Below are 25,303 nucleotides of genomic sequence, written 5' to 3' on the forward strand. Positions count from 1 at the left end.
ATGAAATTTAAACGCACAAGCGCAGGATTTGCAGCCTTTCTACTTGCCATGCCAACCCTTCTCGTCTCAGCGGAAACACAGAATTCTGCTGAAGAAAAAGAAACGGCGGGAGAAGGCACTTTTGATAAAAAGACAGAAGTCGTCTATGCAACGCTCGATGCTGCAGGTGATCAAAAAGATCTTTACGTCGTCAATAATTTCACTGTCAGCAATTTTGGTGAGATTACTGACTTCGGGGAATATACTAGCGTTCAGAACCTGACTGATCTGACACCGATTGAACAGCAGGAAACTCTGATCACATTGAACGCTCAGGAAGAGGAGTTTTACTACCAGGGGAACCTTGAAAACCGTGCACTGCCATGGGAATTTGATATCAGCTACTCGTTAGACGGTGCAGCTGCAGAGGCTGATTCGCTGATCGGTCAGGACGGGAAGCTCGACATTCAGATCGATTCCTCTAAAAATGCTGATGGTGAAGAACTCTTTTTCAACAACTATATGGTTCAGATCACAATGACATTTGACGCTGAAAAATTCAAAAACATTGAAGCACGGGACGGAACCATTGCAACTGCCGGAAAGAATAGACAGGTAACGTTCACCGTCATGCCTGAAAAAGAAGAAAGCTACACGGTCAGCGCGGACGTAACGGACCTTGAAATGGAAGCCATTGAAATTGCAGCTGTACCGTCATCTGTGTCAATTGATGAACCGGATACGACTGAAGTAAAAGAGGAAATGACATCACTTTCTGATGCTACTGCTGAAGTAAACAACGGCGTTGGAGAGTTGCAGACAGGCATTGCGGAACTGAATAACGGTACAGCAAGCCTGTATGACGGATCGTCACAATTCCGGGATGGCATTAGTCAGCTATCACAAAATGCAGGCGGATTAATTGAAGGGTCTTCTTCGATTCAGCAGGCGTTAAATCAGATGAGTGAATCTGTCGGAGCGGGTATTGGCGACGTTGATACGAGTGAATTCAGTGAGCTGCCGGCAGCTTTCAGACAAATCGCCGGCGGACTTGATGAAGTGAGTACCGGCCTGACAAACTTAAGCGGAAGCTATGAGCAGGCTTATCACGCACTCGATCAGGCCATTGCAGCAGTACCTGAACAGCATGTGAGTGAAGAAGAAATCGCTGCACTTTATGAAAGCGGAGCGGATGAGGCGACGGTCAATAAGCTTGTAGAAAGCTATCAGTCCTCACTTGCAGTAAAAGAAACGTACAGACAAACGCAGGAAGCATTTGCAGCTGTACCTGGTGCGCTTTCTGAGAGTACAGGTGCTTTGGGTGATATGAGCAGCAGTCTATATGGGATTGCTGACCAGCTTGAGAATGGACTTGCAGCAACTGATATGGATGAATCATTAGGTCAGCTGCAGCAGGGTCTTGCAACGCTTGCAGCAAATTATGCAGCATTTCATTCAGGACTGACTGATTATACTGGCGGCGTCAGCGAACTTGCTGGTTCATATGGTGAGCTTCACAGCGGGCTCGGTGGTCTTACAGGTGGTACAGACGAGCTTGAAAATGGCGCAGGTGCGCTTTATAGCGGCACATCAGAACTTGCCTCAGCAACCAGCGAACTGCCTGACCAGCTTCAAAATGAAATCGATGCAATGCTGAGTGAATTCGATAAATCAGATTTCGAGCCGGTCTCCTTCGTAGCTGAAGAAAATGAAGGTGTTGAATCGGTTCAGTTTGTCATTAAAACAGACAGCCTGAAAAAGGAAGACGAAGAAGAAGCAGAGGAAGCTATTGAAGAGAAAAGCTTCTGGGACCGTCTTGTCGATTTATTTAAATAAAGAAAAGGTCTATCTGAGAACACAATCAGATAGACCTTTTTTATGCCGTTTTGTTATGAATATAATTTAATGCAGCTTTTACATGACTGAATGCATTTAAAGATTTCATATCCACCTGAATGGCTGTCATCTTTTGTGCAAGTGAAGGCTGGATACCGGATACAATTGCAACCGTTCCAGTCAGTGAAATCAGCTTATGCAGATCAACGAGATGGTTCACAGCAATCTCATCAATTTCCACAAGTCCGGATAAATCGATGATCAGGTAACTGTCAGTCGTATCCTGAAGATAAATCATGAGATTCTTAATCAGCATTTCATAGCGCTGTTCGTTCAGCTGGCCAATCAGCGGGAGAACTGAAGCATGCTCGTTTACGGGAACAATCGGCGTTGACATTTGCTCCATTTCTTTAAAATATAGATCAAGCTGATCTTTCTGACGTATGTTTTCAGTAACATCCTTTTGAACACCGACAAAGTACAGTTTATTATCCAGATACAGTGGGTCTACAAAAAGTTCATTCCAGAAAATCTCATTGTTCTTTGTATAATTCAAAATCTGCACATTTACAGACTTCTTTGCAAGAATCCCATCTTTTAGCTCTTTTATAGTAGCCGGGTCGGTTTTTTCCCCCTGCAAAAAACGACAGTTCTGTCCGAGCACTTCTTCTCCACTGTAGCCAGTCATATCAAAAAATCCCTGATTCGCATAAATAATCGGATTATCCGGAAGCGTAGAATCCGTAATGATCAATCCTGCTCTCGTGTAGTCAAGTGCTTTTTCTATGAACGTTGTCAGTTCTTTGCTGTTTTCAGATCTTATCAATCACTTCACCTGCTTCTCAATATTTCGTGCTTAACAATATGATACTTTTTTACCCTTATTATTTTAACTTTAATCCTTCGAAAATGAAAATAAATAACCGAGCTTCATGTATTGCTTTGGAGACTGACAAAGCAGCTTTTCAGTTTACTTTAGGAACATTTGTTCGTATAATGGAATAAGAGGAGGGATGATCATGAAAGAGAAGTTATTCCGCTACTGGCAGCAGGGCCTGACGGTGAAAATGATCTATATGAAGAGTGACGGTGTCTGTACTGAAAGAAGAGTGTTGATCAGAAAACTAGGCGACACATCATTCACAGCCTACTGTCTGAAAAGAAGAGCAGTCAGGACTTTTCACTATGACTGCATCCTATCCATTAAGCCACTGATTAAAAAGGAAAAGCTGATTATCTGATCATAAGAAAGAGTCCTTCCGGAAGCAGATGCTTCAAAAGGACTCTCATTTACATATTAAGACTCTCTTTTTTCTTCCATTCTTCTGATCTCCTCATAGCGCTGACGGTGCCTGTATCCATAGGTTGATGAAAGGACCACTTCTTCATCTTCAAGTGCTGAACCGAGCGCGCCGATAATTGTTGCAATACTCGTGGCTGTCCAGGCAATGTAAAAGTAGTTCACGTACCCGACATCAGGTGAAACCTCAGACTGCAACAGGCTAAATGGAATAAACAGAATCACGGTAAACGAAAATAAGATAAACAGCATCATGTAATAAAAACAGACAGCTGCAAACAGCGTAAAAAATGTTGTTGCATTATAAAGCCTCGTCAGGTGGGTTCCCTTCTCTGTCTGCTGCTTTTTCTCCCAAAGCTGATGAGCGGAAATAATCCAGAATACCATGGCAAGAATCGAAATATTCGAGAGTAAAAACATACGCCAGATGCTATATTCATTACTCAGCAACCAGAGAGTGGGGAATATCAGTGCGTAAGCACCTGTTGTAAAAGCGAGCATCATCACTTTTTTAAAAGATGAAAACATCACCCACGGCTTATTCGCCCGAACCATTCCGGTTAACAATCGCAATGCACTGCCAAAGTAAGAGTTGACTTTGAACCGTACATCAATATTTTCTGTATCCTCAGGTAACTCTCTTTTTATCGGAGAAATTTTGTCAAACCCTTTTCTTCCGACTAATCTTTTCGGATTTCTTGTCTTTAACCCTTTATCTTCTGTCTGATCCTTCTTTTGGAGGCGCTGTTCAGCCTTCTCGCGACCTTCTTCAGAAGATGTGTAATACATTTCATTTACCAGCTGCAGAATAGAGTCCCTGACTCTTCGGGCAAGTGGAACTGCGCCAAGGCCGGGCAGGCTGATTAAAGCAATATTTGCTTCTTCATAAGCTTCTGCAATGATCGCTTTCTTACCATGCAATAAGGGGAGGTCTGTAATTGCAACTGTGAAATCCCATTCATTCTCATCTTTAAGTGAAAGGATGGCTTTCATAACCTTATCAGACTGATCCGTCCCGCCGGTTAACGAGTCGATCGAACAATCAACCTTCCATTTGTGTGTGTCATCAACATAGTAATCCAGCAGCTCTGGCAGTTCACCCTTCAGCGAATCAATTAACTCCTTTGGGTAACCCGGTGCTGCGATTAGACCTACTGTATAATCTGATCCGCTCATTTTTTCACCCCCTCAATTTATAGTTGTCTTACCTCTTTAACCTAAAACGACCCATTTAAAAACTTTCCTTTAAAATTAATAGGTATTATATTGAATTTAAAATTGTTGTTGACCTTCACGTTACGTCAAGCCTTATGCTGTATTTGTCAGGAGGGTTTTAAATGGAATATACAGTCCAGCAGCTCGCAAAGCTGTCCGGTGTAAGCGGCCGCACACTGAGATACTACGATGAGATCGATCTGTTAAAGCCTGCAAGAATCAGTTCGTCAGGTTACCGGATCTATGGTGAAAAAGAAGTGGATCTGCTGCAGCAGATTCTCTTTTACAGGGAGCTTGAAGTGAGCCTGGATAAAATCAGACAGATTATTCATCACCCGGACTTTGATCTGGTCTCAGCTTTGCAGCAGCATGTTCAGAAACTGCAGGAGAAACATGCCCGTCTTGAACAAATCATTTCAACCGTACAAACAACGATTGAAAGCAAAGAAGGAGGTACTCCAATGAAAGATCAGGAGAAATTTGAAGGGTTAAAGCAAAAGATGATTGATGAAAATGAACAGCAGTATGGTAAAGAAGTGCGCCAACAATATGGGGACCAGGTAGTAGATGACAGCAACGCAAAAATGCGGGGCTTAACTGAAGCAGACTTCAAGCGGATGAACGAGGTTGAAAAAGCATTTTTTACAGAGCTTAAAAAAGCGTTTGATACAGGAGACCCCGCTTCACCTGAAGCACAAAAAGCAGTCGCACTGCATAAAGAATGGCTCAGCTTTACCTGGCCAAAGTATTCAAAAGAAGCACATGCCGGTCTTGGGGAAATGTACGTAAGTGATGATCGGTTTACTGCCTACTATGATCAGCACATTGAAGGCGGAACTGTATTTTTACGTAATGCGATCAATGTGTATACTGGAAAATAATCTTTATCGAAAAGTCATTTGCAGACGTGCAGATGACTTTTTTAGTCTTTACTGATTCCATGCTTTAAAATAAATACAGTGTTCATTTTATTGACGCAGGAAAGGATGAATGATTGTGATCACATGGAAAGAAGAAACAATGATTAATGCACATATTGAAGAAGTCTGGGATTTATTTAAGGATAAAAATATTAAAAGAATTATGCCAAAGGTGATTTCGCATGATCTTGTGGAAGGTGAGGAAACTGTAGCAGGCGCAAAGCATCAGCAAACGTATGGCGAGGGGAAGCGCGTAGAAACCTACTTTGTACATACCCTTGCTTATGAGGATCATGAAAATGAAAAGTATAAGAAGGTTAACTTTATATTGGGTAAAGCGTTTGATACGACATTTTCTTTTAAGCTGCTTAAAGAAAGTGAGGAGCAGACAAGACTCATCTATGAAGGAGAAAATAAAGGAGCTAATTTCGTCGGTAAAGCGATGATGAAGCTTGCCGGTAAAAAACAGGACAATAAAGTTGTGCTCGAGTTCCTGGAAAGAGTAAAGAAAGAAGCTGAAAGCAGCTGACCTGTGATTGAATATTCTCAATTTTGCTGATTGTATTGACTTATCCGACTGAATCACTTATATTTCTACAATCATTAAAAACTTCATAACATCTTCTTATGATGAGAGGCAGAGGGACTGGCCCTTTGAAGCCTCGGCAGCGGACTCTTAATTTGAGTACTGTGCCAATTCCAGCAGGCGTTCGCCTGAGAGATAAGAAAAGTTGTTTGCTTATACAAGCCTCTTCTTTTTCTTATTGAAGAGGTTTTTTTGTGTCCGAAAAACCTCTTCAGTGTTTGTTTTAAACCAATATGGGTACTTTTTCAAGATTAGGGCACGATTTTATTTCAGGAGGCAAAACAGATGAATCAGGAGAATATTCAGAGCAATCCGCTCGCACTTATTCCGTTTGGCGTATTTATTTTACTTTTTATCGGATCAGGAATTTTAACAGGCGACTTTTATTTCATGCCTGTATTAGTTGCATTGTTTACAGCGATTTTAGTCGCAATGCTCATGAATCGAAAAACAGATTTTCAGACGAAAACGATGCAGCTTGCGAAAGGTGGAGGACATCCGAACATTATCTTAATGGTTGTGATCTTCCTACTGGCCGGTGCATTCGCTTCAGTCGCAGAAGGTGCCGGTGCTGTTGATTCAACGGTTAACCTTGGACTTTCACTGCTGCCGCAAAACCTGCTGATTGTTGGTCTGTTCGTCATTGCATGCTTTATCTCTATTTCAATGGGGACATCAGTTGGAACAATTGTAGCACTGGCGCCAATTGGACTTGGACTGTCAGAGCAGACTGATATTGGCGTAGCACTTGCGATGGGGGCAATTGTCAGTGGTGCAATGTTTGGTGATAACCTGTCAATCATTTCTGATACAACGATTGCAGCAGTCCGTACGCAGGGAACAAAAATGAAGGATAAATTTAAAGCGAATATCTTTATCGTATTACCGGCAGCGATCATTACAGCGATTATTTTTGGTGTAATGACAGCTGGGAATAGTGCTTCAATTGATGGAGATAACCCGTATAATTTAGTGCAGGTACTGCCTTATCTCGGCGTATTAATTTTTGCTGTTGCCGGGGCAAACGTAATTCTCGTTTTACTTGGCGGCATTATTTTTGCAGGGGTTGTCGGATTGGCACTAGGTCAATACCGCTTTATAGACTTAATTGGTCTGATTGGAGACGGCTTTACAAATATGCAGGAGCTCGCGATGATCGCCATTTTGCTTGGCGGACTGGTAGAGCTGATCAGAGCAAATGGAGGAATTGAATTCCTGCTTCAGTCAGTCACAAAGCGCGTGAAATCGAAAAAAGGTGGAGAAGCAGGGATCGCAGGGCTTGTCGGGACAGTGAATCTTGCGACAGCTAATAATACCATTTCGATTATCACTGCCGGACCGCTCGCAAAACAGATTGCTGATGAGTACGGTATTGATAAGCGCAGATCAGCGAGTTTGCTTGATATTTTCTCAAGTTCAGTACAGGGTATGATTCCTTACGGTGCACAGCTTCTTGCTGTTGCTGGTGTAGCAGGAATATCTCCTGCTGAGATTGTCCCATACTGCATTTATCCGATTCTGATTGCGCTGTCCGGCTCGATTGCGATCGCCATTCAATTTCCTAGATTTAAGGAGAAGAGTGTATAGTTTTTGGTGGAACAACTTGATTCAACATAAAAGCCGCAGCAGAATTCACTGCTGCGGCTTTTATTATAAAGCTGCCTTAATCTTTGCTTCCATATCCAGCGGCTCTGCTGTTGGTTCAAAGCGCTCGACTACCTGTCCATTCCGATCGATTAAAAACTTTGTGAAGTTCCATTTAATCGAGTCTCCATCCATATAGTGTGGAAAGCGTTCATTCACAATAGAAACCAGCAATTTAGAAATTGGGTGAGCCATATCAAATCCTTGAAAAGGCTTCTGTTCAGCTAAGTAAGTAAACAGAGGAGACGCATCATGATCTCTAACATTTATTTTTTTAAAGATAGGGAAATTGACACCATAATTCATTGCGCAAAACTGTGTAATCTCTCCATCCCCAAGTGGCTCCTGTTCAGCAAATTGGTTAGAAGGGAAACCTAATATTTGCAGCCCGTGCTCCTCATAACGTTCCTGCAGTTTCTGCAGATCTTCGAGTTGTGGTGTGAACCCGCATTTAGTTGCTGTGTTAACAATTAACAACAGCTTTCCTTTGTAAACATCTAAACTTTTCGTGAAGCCACTTGATGTTTTTACTTTGAAATCATAAACGGTCATTAGTTGATTTCTCCTTCGTGAAAAGTCCAAATATATAAATGAACTTGTTTTAAGTTTTTTGAGCTTTTATACCTATATCCTTTATTTATATATAATAAACAAAAATACCTATATTTTAGTGGTGAACAGTTTTTATTGGTCTTTATTCAAAACCATTTCACTGCTGAGTTGTATGATAGCGCCGCGGGCATATATCATTCAAAAAATCATAGCATAAGAAATAAAGCATGCTTTGAAAGGGGTAATATGCTTTTTAAAAAGAGCATCGCAATTATGATTGGAAGTTTCATGCTGGCGACAGGAATTAATGGCTTCTTAGTCCCTCATCATCTGCTTGACGGAGGGATGATTGGTCTCGCGTTAATCGCGCATTACTATTTCGGTGTACAAGTTGGTCTGGCCATGATTTTATTGAGTGTGCCGCTATTTATTTATGCCTGGTTTATGAAAAGAGCCTATTTTTATAATAGCCTTCATGGTTTGTTCGTCTCATCTCTGCTCATTGACTGGTTGTCACCGCTCAGGTCATTTTTTCAAATGCCGATCCTGCCAAGTGTGATCGCAGGCGGACTGCTAATTGGTTTTGGAATTGGTCTGATGCTGCTGTTTGAGACAAGTACTGGAGGTACAGACTTATTGGCTCATATGATTTCTAAAGCCGTCTCAATGAATACCGGGATCGTCATTTTTATTGTGGATGGGGTCGTGATTCTGCTTGGCTATCAGGTGCTCGGACTTCACACATTTTTGTATTCCTGTGGTGTCATCATTATTGTCGGGGCTGTAACAGCAATCACTTTACAGAGGAAACCGGACAAATAACTTGCAGATGTTTGATGAGAAATATTAAAATGAACTCTTCCTTGCCAAATGATCATTTTTCGGGTAAGATGTCATTAATCAATATATAGTGCTTTTTAATTTTACGCACAACTACATATAGTGTTGCCGAAAGATAAGATGCGAATATCGCTTAAAAGGGAATCCGGTGAGAATCCGGGACTGCCCCCGCAACTGTATGTGCTGACGAACTGAACAATCCACTGTATAAGAGAGCTCTGGTAAAGGGTCCTTATATGGGAAGGGTTCAAAGTAGAGTGACGCACAAGTCAGGAGACCTGTCTTATTTTTTGTTTTCATTTCTTCGGGGTGTGAGGAAAGAAACGGTGGCTTTATCAGACAGGTCCCTTGTGAGGACTATGCTCTTATAATTCATATCGTTTATCTGACCGCCTATCCCGATAGGCGGTTTTTATTATGCCTTTTCCCTATATTGTGGTCGTGCAAAGAGAATGTTTACAAGCAATATTCAGCTGACCCTCTACGTTGCGGACGTGGACTCACGCCCTGACCTGTGAGATCCCCAAGGAGAAGCCTGATGAAGCTCACCGTCCGGGGCAGGAAAGCGCAGTCCTCGACGGAAAGGATCAGTGGTTATAGAAAGTTAACTACATTATTTTAGGCGGAGGTACACAATCATGACCACACAAAAAACAACCACTCTCCATCAGACGCTGCAAACAATCAAAGACGCAGCAATCAAACACAAGCTCGATGCAGCTGAACTGATGGATCAACTCACACAAAGAGAAGATACTGCACGCGATTTTGCTATGCACTATGCCCTGAACCGTGTGGCGATGGACGCACCGGACTGGACGTTTCTTGCAGCTAGACTCTATCTGGACGAACTGTACGACCAGGCAGCAGCTAACAGGAATTATAACCCTGCGCAAAAATACGGCAGCTTCCATCAGCTGATCGAAACATTGATACATAAAGATATTTACACAGAAGCACTTAATACTTATTCAAAAGCAGAACTTGATGAATTAGGCCGGGAAATCACACCTGAGCGGGATTACCTTTTCAACTATATCGGTCTGTTCCTGCTCTCTGACCGTTATCTGGCGCGTGATCATGACCGCAATCTTTACGAGCTGCCACAGGAACGCTTTATGATCATTGCAATGCTGCTGATGAAAAATGAAGCGCCGGAAAAGAGGGTCACGCTTGTAAAAGAAGCCTACTGGGCAATGAGTAACTTATTTATGACAGTTGCAACACCGACTTTATCGAATGCCGGTAAAAAGACCGGGCAGCTTGCTTCCTGCTTTATTGATACAGTGGAGGATTCGCTGGACGGCATTTATACAAATAACTGGGACATTGCGCGTCTCAGTAAAGACGGCGGTGGGATCGGCGTTTATTACGGAAAGGTAAGAGCACTAGGGTCTGATATTAAAAAGTTTAAAGGGAATTCGTCAGGTGTGATTCCCTGGATCCGTCTGCTGAATAACACAGCTGTCAGCGTTGATCAGCTAGGTCAGAGACAGGGTGCTGTTGCAGTTTATCTGGATGTTTTCCACAAAGATATGATGAATGGTTTTCTCGATTTAAAAACGAATAATGGTGATGAAAGAAGAAAAGCGCACGATATATTTACAGGTGTATCAGTTCCGGATTTATTTATGCAAAGGCTTCAGGAAACAGATGAGACGGGTCGCAGTATCGGAGAGTGGCATACGTTTTGTCCGCATGAAGTGAAAACAGTGATGGGCTGGAAAGATGACGAAGGAAATCCGCTTGGGCTGGAGGATTTTTATGATGAGGCTGATCGTAAGTATTTTACTGAGAAGTACGAAGAGGCAGTCAATCATCCATTGTTACCACGGAAGACCTATCGCGCAATGGACATGATGGCGCGCATCATGGTCTCTCAGCTTGAAACAGGCACGCCTTATATGTTTTACCGTGATGAAGTAAATCGTCAGAATCCAAATAAGATTGAAGAAGGGAGAACTTCGATTTACTGCAGTAACCTATGTACTGAAATTGCGCAGAATATGTCTGCGACGACGATTACAAAAGAATACGAGGATGAGGACGGGACTATCGTCATTGTCCGTAAGCCGGGTGACTTTGTCGTATGCAATCTTTCATCTATTAATCTTGCACGGGCTGTGAAAAGTGATGTGCTGAAGCGGCTGATTCCGATTCAGATCAGAATGCTTGATAACGTGATTGATTTAAACAATATTACAGTTGGTCAGGCACAGCGGACGAATCGGAAGTACCGTGCGATCGGGCTTGGGACATTTGGCTGGCATCATCTGCTCGCACTTGAAAGTATTCAGTGGGAGTCAGAAGAAGCAGTGGATTATGCGGATAAACTCTATGAAACGATTGCATTTGAAACGATCAAAGCATCGAATGCGCTGGCTGAAGAAAAGGGCGTGTACAGTCAATTTGCCGGATCGGAATGGCAGACGGGCCGCTATTTTGAAAGAAAAGGTTATCAGTCTGAAGAATGGCAGTCATTACGTAAAGACGTGCAGGAAAACGGAATCCGAAACGGCTGGCTGATGGCAGTCGCACCGAATTCATCCACTGCAAAAATCGGAGGATCAACTGATGGGATCGATCCAATCTATGCGGTTGAGTATGCAGAAGAGAAGAAGAATTTTAAATTTAAAGTGACAGTGCCTGACCTTGATCACAAAACCTACAGCTATTATAGAAAAAGTCGTCATGAGCTTGATCAGCTGTGGAGTATCAGACAGAATGCTGCGCGTCAGAAGCACGTGGATCAGGGGATCAGCTTTAATTTTTACGTGAAGCATACGATCAAAGCAAAGGAACTATTGAATATGCATATGGAAGCGTGGAAAAACGGGCTGAAAACGACGTATTATGTCAGAAGTACATCGCAGGCTGAGATTGAAGAATGTGAAGCGTGCCACAGCTAAGGAGGAAAAATGATGACACAGACATTGAAGAAAATGAAGCTCTTAAATCCTGAACATCCGAATAAATCAACAGGCATTATTAACGGGGAGAACTCAGGACTTCTAAACTGGAATGATATTGCACACCCGCAGATGTATGATCTTTATCAGACACTGCTCTCAAACTTCTGGAAGGCACAGGAGATTAATATGCAGGATGATATTAAGCAGTGGGATCAGCTGAGTGATACAGAAAAAGATATATTCCTGCGCATCAATACACAGCTTGCTTCACTCGACAGTCTGCAGACGCCGACAATGAACCAGGTGATGGATTACGTGACGGATTCAAGCTTTAAAGCGATTTTTGCTGTTATTTCACAGCAGGAAGCCGTACACAATGAATCCTATTCATATATTCTGAGTTCCCTTGTTCCTGTAAGCGAGCAGAATGAACGCTTTAACCAGGCGAAGTCAGATCCGATTGTGCGAAAGCGTAATGAATATATTTTAGAAGCGTATGAGCAGTTCAGAGAGGAACCGACGCCTTCAAATCTATTCAAACTCGCAGTCAATTCTATCAATCTCGAAGGCATTTATTTCTATGCAGGATTCGCATTCTTTTATCATCTTGCACGTAATCAGAAGATGCTGAAGACCAGTACGATGATCAGCTATATTCAACGTGATGAGATGCAGCATGCTTACTTTATGTCACAGTTTATCAGAATTCTTTTAGCTGAAAATCCCGAACTGAATACGGCTGAAAATATTGATTATATCTATCAGTCTATCGGCAGAGCGGTTGAGCTTGAAAAGGAATGGTCACGAGACATTTTAGCTGAGATTGACGGCATTGACCTTGAAGAATTTGAACAGTATGTGGAGTATCTCGCGAATAAACGTCTCAGACAGCTCGGGCTTGAAAATTCTTATGAAGAGATCAGCAATCCGATGCCTTGGATTCAGGTGTTCAGTGATGAGATGATGAATGAGACAAAGTCGGATTTCTTTGAACAGAAATCCAGAACGTATACGAAGGTATCTTCATCAAACGGATTTGATGAATTGTGAACGCGCTTGTGGTGTATGCCAGCAGGACAGGAAATACAGAACAGCTGGCACATCTGATTCAAAAGGAGATTGAACAGATAGCGTCAAGAACAGATATGGTAAGCGTCGAAGACTTTGATCCTGACCGGTTAACGGATTATAGAATATGCGTGATTGTTACTTATTCCTGGGGAAATGGAGATCTTCCACGTGAAATGATCAGGCTGTATGAAGCGATTGAACAGCAGACGCTCTCATCACTTGTAACAGGTATCGCAGGAACCGGTGACCAGTGCTATCCACATTTCTGCGGGGCCGTGGATCGTTTCCGGGATATGCTGTATGTGCATACAGCACTTGCTGTTACGCTAAAAGTGGAGCTTGCACCGCAACAGTCAGATGCAGCAAAATGCACGCTTTTTGCAGGAAAGATTGCTGAAAGAATCAAGCGGGAAATGGTATTGAATTAATAAAAAATGGCCGGGCGATCATCAATCGTCCGGCCATCTGCTTTTATTATCTTTTATCAGACCAAATAGCTGTTTTCTGCGCTTTGATGACTGTTCTGCAGCCTCTTTGAATGTTTCATCGTCCTTCACAGGTATACCCGCTTTTCTGAGAGACCCGGTGCCTGGAAGAGGTGGCTCTTCAGCAGCTGGAGAAATATGTGTGCCGTGTAACGTTTCGAGATAATCATTTATTGATGATCTGGTCTCTTTTAATAGCAATGCATTTGGCCAGTGTGGCTTCGGGACACTGTGATAAATCAGAGAAATTGCTTCATCAAGTGAAGCAACAGCGACGACGCCTTCTGTCTGCGCATTGATACTGTGATAGTGATGAAGAATCGGATACGCCTTATGCTGTGCGGTTAATTTGCTCAATTCAGTTGAAAATGAATTTAACAGCAAATCCAGGTTGTGCAGGTCCTGTCCATTCCAGGCTGAGCTGACAATATCCGCTCCGCTTTTGCCAATCCCGCTTACACTCTGGGCGAAGGCTCTCTTTTGCGTCACAGCACTTAAAACTGACAACAGATAGGTTACTGCAAACGTGATCGAAAACATACCGGTACCGGTTGCTATGATCGTCAGGATCTTCCAGTTATCACCGTTAGGAACGATCTCTCCATTACCGAGCGTAAAGAAGACATAGCCAGTAAAATAGATGTGATCCATGAAATCAGCAGGCAATCCATTTTCAGTATTAAATAACGCCCCATACTGACTGGCGAAGATAAATGTCCATCCTGCCCAGAACATCGCGACCCAGACGACAATGGTCATCACCAGAATGAGAGGGCCGGCAAGACTTAGTACCTTGGAATTCCCAGCGCTTATCCCCTTCATCATTTTCCAAATCCCATTTGATAAATGATTTGTAATTGGACCGGCACCACCCTCAACCCATAGTGTTGTCCAGATAAAATCGATCAATGTAACCACTAACAATATGACGCCAATCCATATATACCATTCATTCAATGGTCAGCCCTCCCTGTAAAATCTTATAGTCTGCTATTTCCCTAATCATTTGTTTTAAACGACATTGCGATGAAATTACCTTCAGCTTTTCTTTCATCCTGTTAAATTGCTGTGAAACCGGGAAGTATACTGATACGTATAGACAATAAAGGATGGTGCATGATTAGTGGAATCAAGAGCTTATCTCGAAAGTGAATTAAATCGGATCAACAAGTGGGAAAAGGATCAGGGCGGTGGATGGTTTTGGGATAAACTGCTGAGACTGCCTTTTAAGGTGCTGGACAAGCTGACACCAAAATTTATTCAAAGGAAAATCGGCGTGCTGCTCGATGAGATCGGCAGCTTTATTCAGACTGGCGGACGTTACATTGCAAGTGAAAAAAGAGTCTACCGCTTTTTTGAAAAGACAACGGGACATCGTATTCAATCAAAAGAAGATTTTCAGTATGTTCCGATTGAAGATATGAAAAAGGCATCACAAAAAGTAGCAAACCGGATGAAGAATACAGCCACTGCACAGGGTGCAAGCACTGGTGTTGGCGGTATATTCACACTGGCAATCGATATCCCGGCCATTCTGACGCTGTCGCTGACCACACTTCAGGAAATTGCACTGATGCACGGCTACGATCCGGATGATAAAAAAGAGCGCGTCTTTATCATTAAATGTCTTCAGTTCTCAACCTCTGATGTTGTCGGAAAAGAAGCCATTTTAAAAGAACTATCGAACTATCACCAGGGTGAAAAATCGAATGATGTGATCTCACAGATACAGGGATGGCGTGAGGTTACATTCACCTTTACTGAACAGTTCGGTTTGAAAAAATTGCTTCAAATTGTTCCGATTGCAGGTATTCTGATCGGTGCACTGATCAATAGAACAATGATTGATGAGTTGGCAGAGACAGGTACGATGCTTTATCAGAAGCGGAAGATTATGGAGCGTCTCGAGAAGGTGGCATAAGAGGATAGCGCACCCAACTTGTTGTGTGAAGACGTTCGATTCATGAAATGCTACACTCAATTGAAGAAATACAACGTTCGATCGTGAGAATACAGCACTCAACCCGGGTGTGTCACTACCTCAAATAGAAACACACATACTTCAACTGTCACTGCACCACCACACTTCATGCATTTGAGAAACAAAAGCACTGTTTCCTGAAGGCATGAAGAGAGATGGTGCAGTTTTCGTTGGTCAGAATCAGCATGCTGCTCGGCAGAACAAATTCAGCCTATCTACCTTTTGCATTCCTTTTAAAACTCTTTTACACTAAATCCATAACCAGATACTGGAGGCAAAATGATGAAATCAGTGCACAGTGATATTCTGCAGTTTAGAGGAACGCATTACGATTTTGGCGTGTTTCAGGGTGAACAGCTGAAGGACTCACTCACCGTTAAAAATAGAGAAAAGCAGTGGAAGGTAAGGATCCCGCGTTTTACAGTGAAAGAAGCGGAAGTGAAGGATGCCATTACGAAGGTCGCACCGGGGATATGGGATGAACTGATCGGACTTCGTGATGCACTTGAATGGCCAATGGCGCGCATCATGATGGAATTTGGCGGCTACCGGACAGATTATAAACGCTCAGGCTGCTCGATTTTAACAGGGGATAATTATCTGATCAGAAACTATGATTATATGCCAAAAACCTATGAAGGTCGCTACAGTTTTTATCAGCCAACGGACACCGGTTATGCGATCGCAGGTCCAACCCAGCGGATCACTGGCAGAATGGATGGCATGAATGAGCATGGCCTTACAATGGGCTATAATTTTATGCACAGGAAAAAGCCTGGTGACGGGTTCATCTGCTGTATGATCGGCCGTCTGATTTTAGAGGAGTGCGCGAATGTTGATGAGGCAGTTGCGATGTTAAAAGAGATTCCGCACCGTCATTCGTTCAGCTATACAGTCCATGACCGGAGCAACCGGACGTATGTGATCGAAACATCTCCGCGCGGCGTCGCTGTACGTGAGTCAAATGTATGTACGAATCATTTTGATATCATGAAGGAAGAAAACAGAAACCACCTTGTTGATTCGATGAAGCGGCTGGATGCCATGAACAGTCATCGCGGGGAACTGAAAACGGCGTACGATGCATTCCGTCTGATGAATGACTCCGACAAAGGTGTCTTTTCAGATCTTTACAGTCAGTGGGCAGGCACGATTCATACTGCGGGCTACCTGCCAACAGAAATGAAAACCTGGTTCGCACTCGGCGGTGACCGGGAGCCTGTTGAATTTGATTTTGCAAGATGGCTGGATGGGGAAGATGTCCTGCTTGAAAAGATTACCGGAGAAGTAGATACAGATATTCCGTTTGTGCATATGGATGAAGGTGCTTACTGGAGTGCGGGGAAGAAGAAAGCTATGAAATGAAGTGTAAAGAAGCCGGGTAAATAGACTTCTTTTTTAAATGCCTTGTCTTCATATGAAGGATGATTCGAATCTTCGGAGGTGTGGTCCAATTATCGCCCAGGACCCTGCACGCACAGGGTCTGACACTCACGGTAGCATCCGGTTTAACTAAGCGATTTCCTAAGTCCTGCCAGTCCCCATCTCAGCACGTCATAGTCTTCGGTATTTTTCGCATAACGAATCAGTACGGTCATAATAAAGACTGCTTTGAACTGCGCCAGCTCCTGTGTGCGTTCGTCAGCACCTCCATATGCCTCAAAGAATAAGACGCGTACTTCAGGTGTCATACAGGCGAATCCGATAGAAAGGTCAACTGCCGGATGACCGATATGTGCATCTCCCCAGTCAATAATGCCAGCCAGGCGTCCATCGCGCACGATCATATTTTTGGGGTGCAGATCTCCGTGGAGCGGAACTGTCCCGGATACGTTTTCCCATTCCTCCAGCTGTTCAATATAATGGATCAGCTTTTTGTATAGCGCTTCAGGAATCACCGGTGCAGATTGACACGCAATGTCGTGAAGATGATGTTTTCGAAGTTTAGCAGACAGGCGGTGCAGGTGATCAGGATCTGCATCGATTCCGTCAGCAGGGAGTGCATGCAGTTTTTTCAGGAAAATACCCAGCTCTTTTGCATGCAGGTGCAGCAGATCTATATTCGTTTCTTCGGTTAACACGTGCCCCTTGATGTTTGTAAAGCCGACAAATGGATAATCATCACCCTCAGCCTCCTGGTAAAAAACAGGTTTTGGATACTCAAATCCACCGTCAAATGCCAGCCTGTCCAGACTCTTAAGCATTCTGTCTTCAAACTGCATCGCTTCATAGCCAAGCTTTCTGCGTGGAAACCGGAAGACGTAGTCGCTATTTACTTCATAAACGGTATGATCAAAGCCTGATCCGTACGCTTTTACTTCAGCTGGCATTAAGGACGGGAAGTGACGTTCAATTTTCTCTTTCGCTTTTTTCAGTGATACAGGGTGTGTTGCTTCCCATGGATTCAATTCAATCACTCATTTCATCAGATATGTTTTTCATCATACAATGACTCATTAAAAATCAGAAGCCGGTCACAATTATTTTTAAAATAGAGTGTACGTCAATCTGACGAAGGGAATAACATTCTTTAACAATACATATGTAAGGGGAGAAAAGCATGAGCGTAACAAAATCAAAAGATATTCAGCAGATGTTTCAGGACATTCGTGCGTATAGCGAAAAGCTGGTCGCAGAGATGGAGATTGAGGATTTTATTCTGCAGGCAGATTCATTTGTCAGCCCGACCAAGTGGCATCTGGCTCACACGACCTGGTTTTTTGAAAAGTTCATTCTGACAGAATTTGTGGATGGCTATGAACCTTTTAATGAACAGTTCTTCTATCTGTTTAATTCCTATTATGAAACAGTAGGAGAATTCCACCCGCAGTCGAAGCGTGGACTAATCTCGCGTCCGACGGTGAAAGAAACACTCGGTTACCGGGAGCATGTCAATGAACAGGTCAACCAGCTATTTGACACGACAGAAATGACAGACCATTTATATGAGCTGATTGAAATGGGGCTTCAGCATGAACAGCAGCACCAGGAGCTGATTCTGATGGATATTAAATATAACTTATCATTTAATCCGCTTTATCCCTCGCTTTTTGAGCAAAAACCAGCTAAAGGCGGTCATGCACCTGAGATGACATTCACTTCTTTTGACAAAGGAATGACAAGAATCGGTACAGATGCTGAAGCGTTTGCTTTTGATAATGAAACACCCTGTCATGATGCATATTTGAACGGCTGTCAGATTGCGAATCGTCCGGTGACAAATGGTGAATACCTTGCGTTTATTGAAGATGGAGGTTATGAGAAAGCTGAGTTTTGGCTGTCAGATGGCTGGCAGCTGGTGAAACAGGAGAAGTGGCATGCACCGCTATACTGGCGTAAAAAAGATGGGAATTGGTCGTACTTTACACTGAGCGGAATGCAGACTGTGGAGTTGGATGCGCCTGTCACGCACGTCAGCTATTATGAAGCGGATGCCTATGCGCGCTGGGCAGGGAAGCGTCTGCCGACTGAGCAGGAGTGGGAGCACGCGATGAAGCGTGAAGAAGTAAAGGGTAACTTTATGGATGACGACCGCTATCAGCCGGATGACACTTACAGCGGTGCACGCTTTGAAAAGGCATTTGGTGATGTGTGGGAATGGACGCAGAGTCCCTATACCCCATATCCGCGCAGTAAGCCGCTTGATGGCGCACTTGGTGAGTATAATGCCAAGTTCATGTCGAATCAGATTGTCTTAAAAGGCGGATCATGTGTTACGCCGCTTTCTCATATCAGGCTGACTTACCGTAATTTCTTTTATCCGCACATGAGATGGCAGTTCAGCGGGATCAGACTTGCGGATGATCCGGTGGAAGGATTATAAAATGTAACCGGCTCACTGCGCGCCAGGCGGAAGCTTTCCGCGGCCGGGCGGTGAGCCCATTTTGTGTCATTCCAGGGTCTCACCTGCCCCTATCCGCGCCCCGCCTTCTGCTCCATTCGTCTCAAATTTTTATCTATCATTATTTATGTATGATCTATTTCATCATTAATTATTGAAGTAGTCTTTTGTCCCGATCCCCACATCTTTTGATGCAATTCACAATCTGTTATTGTTTTAGTACAGAAAATTATATAACAGATGAAATTTTATTTATTGCTTTAAAAACAGTAATGAACGCGATTACATGAAAGGTTCGGATCTTCTGTATCAGTTTGAAACAGTTACTGTAACACAAATTTCTTTTTGCGTTATGGAAATGATTGTGATACTCTTTAACAGACAATTTAATTAATTTATTTACTGGGGGAGCCGAGTGGCTGAGACAGTCTTTTGCTGAACCCTTTGTACCTGATCTGGATGATGCCAGCGGAGGGAAGTATGCTTACATAGCTACGTGTATAAGCCACTTCCTTTAATAGGAATTGGTGTTTTTTTATGTAAATGTTGAGAGGAGGCAGACGATGAAAGAAACGTGGTATTTTCTTGACTCCGGTTATGGTACGCCGGCTTTTAATATGGCGATGGATGAAGTGCTGATGAATTGGCACAGTGAAGAAAAGATCCCGCCGGTGCTGAGGTTTTATGGCTGGAAGCCTGCTGGACTATCAGTTGGCTTTTTTCAAAAGGTCGGTGGCAGTATAGATCTTGAAAACGCAGAAAAATATGGTGTTGAGCTTGTGCGCAGGCAGACAGGTGGCAGAGCTGTACTTCATGATGACGAGCTGACTTACAGTGTACTTGTCTCTGAAGATCATCCGGCTATGCCGAAGTCGATAAAAGAGGCCTATCTCGTATTGTCTAAGGGTATTCTTGAGGGCTATCGTGCACTCGGAATTCCGGCTGAGTTTTCGATTCCTGAAGAGAAGCAGAAGCAGGCCGGATCGGCAGTCTGCTTTGAAGAGCCGTCCTGGTATGAACTGATGGTAGATGGCAAGAAGGCAGCCGGCAGTGCGCAGACGCGTAAAAAAGGTGTAATTCTACAGCATGGATCTATTCCGATTTCTATGGATATACAAAAACTGTTTGACCTTTTCATTTATCCAAATGAAAAAGTAAAAGAACGTGCACGGCGCGCCTTTACCAGCAGGGCTGTTTCAATTAATGATGTACTGGATCGTCCTGTCACATTTGAAGAAGTAAATGATGCATTTAGAGAAGGGTTCATCAAGGGGCTTGATATTGAACTGGAGCCTTTTGCACCGCCAGAAGAGATGTTAAGAGAAGTAGCAGAGCTTGAGGAGAAGTATAAGAGTGAAGAATGGAGCTATAAGCGGGAAGGGAGACAGAAAGTATGACGAATGCAAAAGAACATGTACGTAAACCCGAATGGTTAAAGGTAAAACTGAATACGAATGATTCCTATAAGAAGCTAAAGAAGATGATGCGTGAGAAGAAGCTGAATACAGTATGTGAAGAGGCAAAGTGCCCGAATATTCACGAGTGTTGGAGTGAGCGGAAAACTGCGACATTTATGATCCTCGGAGATACGTGTACGCGGGCATGCCGCTTTTGTGCAGTCAAAACAGGACTGCCGAATGAGCTTGACTGGGGCGAGCCGGAACGTGTAGCAGAATCAACTGAAATGATGGGCTTAAAGCATGTTGTTGTCACTGCGGTTGCGCGTGACGATTTGAATGACGGTGGCGCTGCTGTATTTGCTGAAACAGTGCGTGCCATTCACCGCCGTCTGCCAAGCTGTACAGTTGAAGTGTTACCTTCTGATATGAAAGGTGATTATGAAAGCCTTCATACACTGATGGACGCTGAACCGGATATTTTCAATCACAATATTGAAACGGTTCGCCGCTTAACGAAAAGAGTTCGGGCGCGTGCGATGTATGATCGTTCACTTGAACTGCTTGCACGTGTAAAGGAAATTGCACCGAATATCCCGACAAAATCAAGTATCATGGTTGGTCTGGGTGAGACGAAGGAAGAACTGATTGAAGCGATGGATGATCTTCGTGCACACAACGTGGATATCCTGACACTTGGTCAGTATCTGCAGCCGACAAAAAAACATCTTGATGTTGTGCGTTACTACCATCCGGATGAATTTGCAGAGCTGAAGGAAATCGCACTGTCAAAAGGCTTCAAGCATTGTGAAGCAGGTCCGATGGTTCGTTCTTCATACCATGCGGACGAGCAGGTAAGTGAAACGTCTGCGCAGCGCCGGATCAAGTATTTAAAAGGCGTAGAAGCAGACGGCAGAACAGTTGATCATCTGCAGTAATAATTGAATAGACACACCCACTGGGGGAGCCGGTTAAACCGGCTGAGACGGACTGTTGTCCGGACCCTTTGAACCTGATCTGGATCATACCAGCGTAGGGAAGTGGCCGTATATGTGAATCTTTTTATATACGCCGCTTTCCAGAGAAATTGGAAAGCGGCGTTTTTAATTTGTATTTGTAAAAGTGCTGATTATTTCCGCTTCAGGTGGACTTCACGGCCGGGCGGTGAGCCAGCAGGCTGCGCCATATGCCTCACCTGTCCCTTCCTGCCATAGGGAGTCGCCCCCTTCCGCTACAATCATCAGCTGTGCAGATACAATGAATGGTTTTTTAGCAAAGCTGGTTCAATCAGGCTATAAAAAATTTATCTTATGAAGGAGGAAACAACATGACGTTTTGTAGTGAAGTAAGAGAAGAGTGCAATGAATTGTGGGAGGCGAGCTTTGATCATCCTTTTGTAAAAGGAATTGCTGAAGGGAGCCTGCCGCTTGATGTGTTTAAGTTTTATGTGATGCAGGATGCGTATTATTTAACTCATTTTGCAAAGGTACAGGCGATTGGTGCTGTGAAAGCGAAGGATTTAAAAACGACAAAAAGCTTTGCCCATCACTCAGAGCAGACGTGTGCAGCAGAGCTCGCGCTGCATGAGTCCTTTATGGAACTGCTGGGTGTAACGGAAGAGGACTGGAAGCATTTCGAGCCATCACCAACCGCTTATGCGTATGTGTCCCATATGTACCGTTCTGCTGAAGGGGATCTGGCTGACGTACTTGCTGCGATTCTGCCGTGCTACTGGCTGTATTTTGAGATTGGTGAGCGACTCAGAGATGAAAAGCCTGATCATCCCATTTATCAGAAATGGATTGCAACGTATGGGTCTGAATGGTTTGGAGAGCTTGTAGAAGAACAGATTAACAGAATGAATGAGCTGGCAGAGGGCCTTTCGGATGAGAGGGTTAGAGACTTGAAGACTCACTTCAGAAGAAGCAGCTATTATGAATGGAACTTCTGGGAGCAGGCGTGGACGATGGAGAGCTGGACAATTCAATTAAAGGAGCGTATCACACATGATTAAACAGGTGAGGGAAAAGAAACCGCTGATCCATTGTATAACAAATTACGTCGTCGCAAACTTTCAGGCAAATGGCATGCTGGCGCTCGGGGCGTCACCTGTCATGGGTGATGAAGCTCAGGAAGTGGAGGAGCTGGCATCTATTGCGGATGCACTGTCACTGAATATAGGCACACTTAATCAGCGGTCAGTAGAAAGTATGGTGCTTGCAGGCAGGACAGCAAATCAAAAAGGAATTCCGGTCGTGCTTGACCCTGTCGGTGCGGGTGCAACCTCTTATCGCCTGTCAGTCATTGATCAGATCTTACAAGAAGTGAATGTGACAGCAATCAGATGTAATGCAGGAGAGCTTGCTGCCATTATGCGAAAAGATTGGTCTGCAAAAGGTGTTGATGCAGGTGAAGGAGATGCTGATCTGACTTCTCTTGCTTTGGAGGCCGCTAAGAAATACGGACTGATTGTGGCTGTAACAGGTGTAGTGGATATTGTGACAGACGGTGACATTGTGCATGAGATTCAAGCAGGGCATCAGGTCATGTCGGCAGTTACAGGAATGGGCTGCTTACTTTCAAGCGTAACAGCAGCGTTTTTGACAGTAGAACAATCAGTCGATGCTGTAGCGGAAGCTGTTCAATTTTATGGTGAAGCCGGTGAAAAAGCGGCAGCGATCTCTTATAGCCCGGGAAGTTTTAAAACGGCATTTATAGATGCGATCTATTCACTAAATGAAAGCAGGTTTCAAAAAGGGGGCTTACGATGAAGCAGGTATTGACCATTGCAGGGTCAGATTCAGGAGGCGGAGCAGGCATTCAGGCTGATATTAAAACATTTCAGGAGCTCGATGTGTTCGGAACTTCAGTCGTAACAGCGGTGACAGCTCAAAACACACTCGGTGTAACAGATGTTGCACCGGTTCCGGCTCACAATATTGAAAAGCAGCTGCAGGCAGTCGGTGAGGATTTTGAGATTGCAGCTTTAAAAACGGGCATGCTTTTTGATGCTGAAACGATTCAGACAGTAGCGAAATATATTAAGCACTATAAGTGGCAGCATTTGATTGTAGATCCGGTCATGATTGCCAAAGGAGGAGCGAGTCTGCTGCAGGAGGAAGCAAAGGATTCACTAATTGAATTCCTTCTGCCACTTGCCGCAGTCGTAACTCCGAATATACCTGAAGCGGAAGCGTTGAGCGGGATCAGGATCACAGACGAAAAGACCAGGCGTGAAGCTGCTGAAAAAATACTTCAGAGCGGCGCGCAGGGCGTACTTGTAAAAGGCGGTCACGGGGAGGACCCGGACTTTACCGAGGACTTTTACCTTGATCATCACAGGGGTTCATTAGTGCTGAGGTCATCGCGCATTCCAACGAAGCATACGCACGGCACCGGCTGTACGTTTTCAGCAGCTCTCACAGCAGAATTTGCAAAAGGACATTCCATTGAGGATGCTTTCCTGACTGCGAAGCAATTTATTCAAAGTGCCATTGAGCATTCATTAAATATCGGGGCCGGTCATGGACCTACCAATCATAGCGCTTACCGTCATCACTCACAGAAGGAGCTGATCAGATATGTTCACTAAGCCTTCCATTTACTATATTCTAGGCACACCAAATGCAGGAGATAAAGACCCGCTTATCTTGCTTGAAGAGGCGCTTAATGGAGGTGTCAGTCATTTTCAATTAAGAGAGAAAGGCACGGATGCACTCACCGGGCAGGCGTTAAAAGAATTAGCCTTGAAATGTCAGGTGCTGTGCAGAGAGTATGACGTACCTTTTATTATTAATGATGACGTAGAGCTTGCCCATGAATTAAATGCAGACGGAGTTCATGTCGGACAGGAGGATGCCAAGGCATCAGATGTAAGAGCCCGCGTAGGAGACCGGATGATGCTCGGTGTTTCGGTGCATTCAGTAGAAGAGGCTGCTGAAGCCATTCGAAATGGTGCTGACTATCTCGGAATGGGACCGGTCTATGGGACGAAAAGTAAGTCAGATGCAAAGGCTCCTTCAGGGGTAACCAAAATCATTCAGGTGAGAGAAAGGTTTCCTGAAACACCTGTGATCGGTATTGGTGGTATTACAGCTGGCAATGCAGGACCAGTCTGGGAAGCGGGGGCTGACGGGATCGCTGTCATTTCAGCTATTACAGAGGCAGCGAATATTCAGAAAGAAGTGGAAAGAATGAGAGATTCCTATAAAGGGGAAATTTCATGAATACTAGAAAGCTCGTCATTATGGCTATGTTCGTCGCCATTGCAGTAGCAGGCTCTGCGTTTGTATCCTTCCCGGCAGGCGTTGCAAGAGCTTATCCGGTACAGCATGCCATCAACGTGATCGCTGCAGTGTCATTTGGCCCGGGTCCTGCGATCGTGATCGCTTTTATGACAGGACTCGTTCGTATATTAACCGGCACAGGGTCACTGCTTGCATTTCCAGGAGGCATGATTGGTGCAGCACTTGCCGGACTTTTTTATGCCCTGAGCGGCAGGGTCTGGATGGCTGCAGCTGGTGAAATAATCGGCACGGGTATTCTGGCCTCCCTTGTTGCAGTCCCGTATGCAGCGATCCTGATGGGAACTGAAGCAGGTGCATTCTTCTTTATGCCGGCATTTTTAGTGTCGAGTATAAGTGGTGCGACACTTGGAATTATGTTGTCTGTAAGAATGGAAAGAATGTCGAAGCCTTTAAAAATTTAAAAGGTAGATTTTTAATGCATGTTTTCCTTGCTATGA

At 44.0% G+C, this 25,303-nt stretch carries 24 protein-coding genes and 4 riboswitches; of the genes, 19 read left to right on the top strand and 5 right to left on the bottom strand.

Annotation, left to right across the window (positions count from 1 at the left end; translation table 11 throughout):
- Window positions 1-1,815 (top strand): YhgE/Pip domain-containing protein, encoded by a 1,815-nt coding sequence (locus DH10bf12_RS08775; RefSeq protein WP_471738113.1) that lies wholly within the window; start codon window positions 1-3, stop codon window positions 1,813-1,815.
- A gap of 40 nt (window positions 1,816-1,855) precedes the next feature.
- Here the strand turns inward: DH10bf12_RS08775 and ytvA are convergent, their stop codons facing one another.
- On the bottom strand, window positions 1,856-2,641 hold the full coding sequence (gene ytvA / locus DH10bf12_RS08780; protein ID WP_471738114.1) for a YtvA family blue-light photoreceptor: 786 nt from the start codon (window positions 2,639-2,641) through the stop codon (window positions 1,856-1,858).
- Window positions 2,642-2,834: 193 nt separating this feature from the next.
- Here ytvA and DH10bf12_RS08785 point away from each other — a divergent pair, with 193 nt between their 5' ends.
- A complete protein-coding gene (locus DH10bf12_RS08785) occupies window positions 2,835-3,056 on the top strand; it encodes a hypothetical protein (RefSeq protein ID WP_471738115.1) in 222 nt (73 codons plus the stop codon).
- 56 nt (window positions 3,057-3,112) lie between these two features.
- Here DH10bf12_RS08785 and DH10bf12_RS08790 read toward each other — a convergent pair whose 3' ends face one another.
- Window positions 3,113-4,291 (bottom strand): hypothetical protein, encoded by a 1,179-nt coding sequence (locus tag DH10bf12_RS08790; RefSeq protein WP_471738116.1) that lies wholly within the window; start codon window positions 4,289-4,291, stop codon window positions 3,113-3,115.
- A 161-nt stretch (window positions 4,292-4,452) separates the two neighbouring features.
- Between DH10bf12_RS08790 and DH10bf12_RS08795 the strand changes: the two genes are divergently transcribed.
- The 3 genes from DH10bf12_RS08795 to DH10bf12_RS08805 all read left to right on the top strand — a co-directional run bounded on the left by DH10bf12_RS08795 (window position 4,453) and on the right by DH10bf12_RS08805 (window position 7,423).
- On the top strand, window positions 4,453-5,211 hold the full coding sequence (locus DH10bf12_RS08795; RefSeq protein ID WP_471738117.1) for a MerR family transcriptional regulator: 759 nt from the start codon (window positions 4,453-4,455) through the stop codon (window positions 5,209-5,211).
- Window positions 5,212-5,326: 115 nt separating this feature from the next.
- A complete protein-coding gene (locus DH10bf12_RS08800; RefSeq protein WP_471738118.1) occupies window positions 5,327-5,779 on the top strand; it encodes an SRPBCC family protein in 453 nt (150 codons plus the stop codon).
- Between the two features lie 93 nt (window positions 5,780-5,872).
- Window positions 5,873-5,978, top strand: a riboswitch (SAM riboswitch).
- Between the two features lie 143 nt (window positions 5,979-6,121).
- The gene (locus DH10bf12_RS08805) at window positions 6,122-7,423 is read left to right on the top strand and encodes a Na+/H+ antiporter NhaC family protein (protein WP_471738119.1); all 1,302 of its coding nucleotides are present in this window, start codon (window positions 6,122-6,124) and stop codon (window positions 7,421-7,423) included.
- A 63-nt stretch (window positions 7,424-7,486) separates the two neighbouring features.
- Here DH10bf12_RS08805 and DH10bf12_RS08810 read toward each other — a convergent pair whose 3' ends face one another.
- Window positions 7,487-8,032 carry a glutathione peroxidase gene (locus DH10bf12_RS08810; RefSeq protein WP_471738120.1) on the bottom strand — a complete coding sequence of 182 codons (546 nt, stop codon included), beginning with the start codon at window positions 8,030-8,032 and terminating at the stop codon, window positions 7,487-7,489.
- A 273-nt stretch (window positions 8,033-8,305) separates the two neighbouring features.
- On the opposite strand from DH10bf12_RS08810, the gene DH10bf12_RS08815 reads away from it, so the two are divergent.
- The 4 genes from DH10bf12_RS08815 to DH10bf12_RS08830 all read left to right on the top strand — a co-directional run bounded on the left by DH10bf12_RS08815 (window position 8,306) and on the right by DH10bf12_RS08830 (window position 13,283).
- A complete protein-coding gene (locus tag DH10bf12_RS08815; RefSeq protein ID WP_471738121.1) occupies window positions 8,306-8,854 on the top strand; it encodes a YitT family protein in 549 nt (182 codons plus the stop codon).
- 119 nt (window positions 8,855-8,973) lie between these two features.
- Window positions 8,974-9,172: riboswitch (cobalamin riboswitch) on the top strand.
- A 338-nt stretch (window positions 9,173-9,510) separates the two neighbouring features.
- Entirely contained in the window at window positions 9,511-11,781 is a 2,271-nt protein-coding gene (locus tag DH10bf12_RS08820) for a ribonucleoside-diphosphate reductase subunit alpha (protein WP_471738122.1), read from the top strand.
- Window positions 11,782-11,793: 12 nt separating this feature from the next.
- Window positions 11,794-12,834 carry a ribonucleotide-diphosphate reductase subunit beta gene (locus DH10bf12_RS08825; protein WP_471738123.1) on the top strand — a complete coding sequence of 347 codons (1,041 nt, stop codon included), beginning with the start codon at window positions 11,794-11,796 and terminating at the stop codon, window positions 12,832-12,834.
- Window positions 12,831-13,283: a flavodoxin domain-containing protein gene (locus tag DH10bf12_RS08830; RefSeq protein ID WP_471738124.1), complete on the top strand. Its 453-nt coding sequence runs from the start codon at window positions 12,831-12,833 to the stop codon at window positions 13,281-13,283. Before DH10bf12_RS08825 ends, DH10bf12_RS08830 begins: the two co-directional genes overlap by 4 nt.
- A 21-nt stretch (window positions 13,284-13,304) precedes the next feature.
- On the opposite strand, the gene DH10bf12_RS08835 is transcribed toward DH10bf12_RS08830, so the two are convergent.
- Complete coding sequence (locus DH10bf12_RS08835; RefSeq protein ID WP_471738125.1) at window positions 13,305-14,297, bottom strand: potassium channel family protein; 993 nt, start codon at window positions 14,295-14,297, stop codon at window positions 13,305-13,307.
- Between the two features lie 166 nt (window positions 14,298-14,463).
- Here DH10bf12_RS08835 and DH10bf12_RS08840 point away from each other — a divergent pair, with 166 nt between their 5' ends.
- Window positions 14,464-15,261 (top strand): EcsC family protein, encoded by a 798-nt coding sequence (locus DH10bf12_RS08840; RefSeq protein ID WP_471738126.1) that lies wholly within the window; start codon window positions 14,464-14,466, stop codon window positions 15,259-15,261.
- A gap of 342 nt (window positions 15,262-15,603) precedes the next feature.
- A complete protein-coding gene (locus tag DH10bf12_RS08845) occupies window positions 15,604-16,686 on the top strand; it encodes a C45 family autoproteolytic acyltransferase/hydolase (protein ID WP_471738127.1) in 1,083 nt (360 codons plus the stop codon).
- Window positions 16,687-16,829: 143 nt separating this feature from the next.
- On the opposite strand, the gene DH10bf12_RS08850 is transcribed toward DH10bf12_RS08845, so the two are convergent.
- Window positions 16,830-17,729, bottom strand: a complete 900-nt coding sequence (locus DH10bf12_RS08850; RefSeq protein WP_471738128.1) for a phosphotransferase — start codon at window positions 17,727-17,729, stop codon at window positions 16,830-16,832.
- 152 nt (window positions 17,730-17,881) lie between these two features.
- Between DH10bf12_RS08850 and egtB the strand changes: the two genes are divergently transcribed.
- The 8 genes from egtB (at window position 17,882) to thiW (ending at window position 25,267) form a co-directional block, all read left to right on the top strand.
- Window positions 17,882-19,144 carry an ergothioneine biosynthesis protein EgtB gene (gene egtB, locus DH10bf12_RS08855; RefSeq protein ID WP_471738129.1) on the top strand — a complete coding sequence of 421 codons (1,263 nt, stop codon included), beginning with the start codon at window positions 17,882-17,884 and terminating at the stop codon, window positions 19,142-19,144.
- Between the two features lie 412 nt (window positions 19,145-19,556).
- A riboswitch (TPP riboswitch) is annotated at window positions 19,557-19,656 on the top strand.
- A gap of 69 nt (window positions 19,657-19,725) precedes the next feature.
- The gene (locus tag DH10bf12_RS08860) at window positions 19,726-20,559 is read left to right on the top strand and encodes a lipoate--protein ligase family protein (RefSeq protein WP_471738130.1); all 834 of its coding nucleotides are present in this window, start codon (window positions 19,726-19,728) and stop codon (window positions 20,557-20,559) included.
- Entirely contained in the window at window positions 20,556-21,497 is a 942-nt protein-coding gene (gene lipA / locus DH10bf12_RS08865; RefSeq protein WP_471738131.1) for a lipoyl synthase, read from the top strand. The genes DH10bf12_RS08860 and lipA overlap by 4 nt, the downstream gene beginning before the upstream one ends.
- A 12-nt stretch (window positions 21,498-21,509) precedes the next feature.
- A riboswitch (TPP riboswitch) is annotated at window positions 21,510-21,615 on the top strand.
- A gap of 271 nt (window positions 21,616-21,886) precedes the next feature.
- A complete protein-coding gene (gene tenA / locus DH10bf12_RS08870; RefSeq protein WP_471738132.1) occupies window positions 21,887-22,573 on the top strand; it encodes a thiaminase II in 687 nt (228 codons plus the stop codon).
- Window positions 22,566-23,330, top strand: coding sequence for a hydroxyethylthiazole kinase (gene thiM, locus DH10bf12_RS08875; protein ID WP_471738133.1), 765 nt, complete (start codon window positions 22,566-22,568; stop codon window positions 23,328-23,330). Before tenA ends, thiM begins: the two co-directional genes overlap by 8 nt.
- Window positions 23,327-24,151 carry a bifunctional hydroxymethylpyrimidine kinase/phosphomethylpyrimidine kinase gene (thiD, locus tag DH10bf12_RS08880; RefSeq protein ID WP_471738134.1) on the top strand — a complete coding sequence of 275 codons (825 nt, stop codon included), beginning with the start codon at window positions 23,327-23,329 and terminating at the stop codon, window positions 24,149-24,151. The genes thiM and thiD overlap by 4 nt, the downstream gene beginning before the upstream one ends.
- Window positions 24,141-24,785 carry a thiamine phosphate synthase gene (thiE, locus tag DH10bf12_RS08885; RefSeq protein WP_471738135.1) on the top strand — a complete coding sequence of 215 codons (645 nt, stop codon included), beginning with the start codon at window positions 24,141-24,143 and terminating at the stop codon, window positions 24,783-24,785. Before thiD ends, thiE begins: the two co-directional genes overlap by 11 nt.
- Window positions 24,782-25,267: an energy coupling factor transporter S component ThiW gene (thiW, locus tag DH10bf12_RS08890; RefSeq protein ID WP_471738136.1), complete on the top strand. Its 486-nt coding sequence runs from the start codon at window positions 24,782-24,784 to the stop codon at window positions 25,265-25,267. Before thiE ends, thiW begins: the two co-directional genes overlap by 4 nt.
- The last annotated feature ends 36 nt before the right edge of the window (window positions 25,268-25,303 follow it).

This window comes from Jeotgalibacillus sp. 10bf12 (assembly GCF_055597105.1).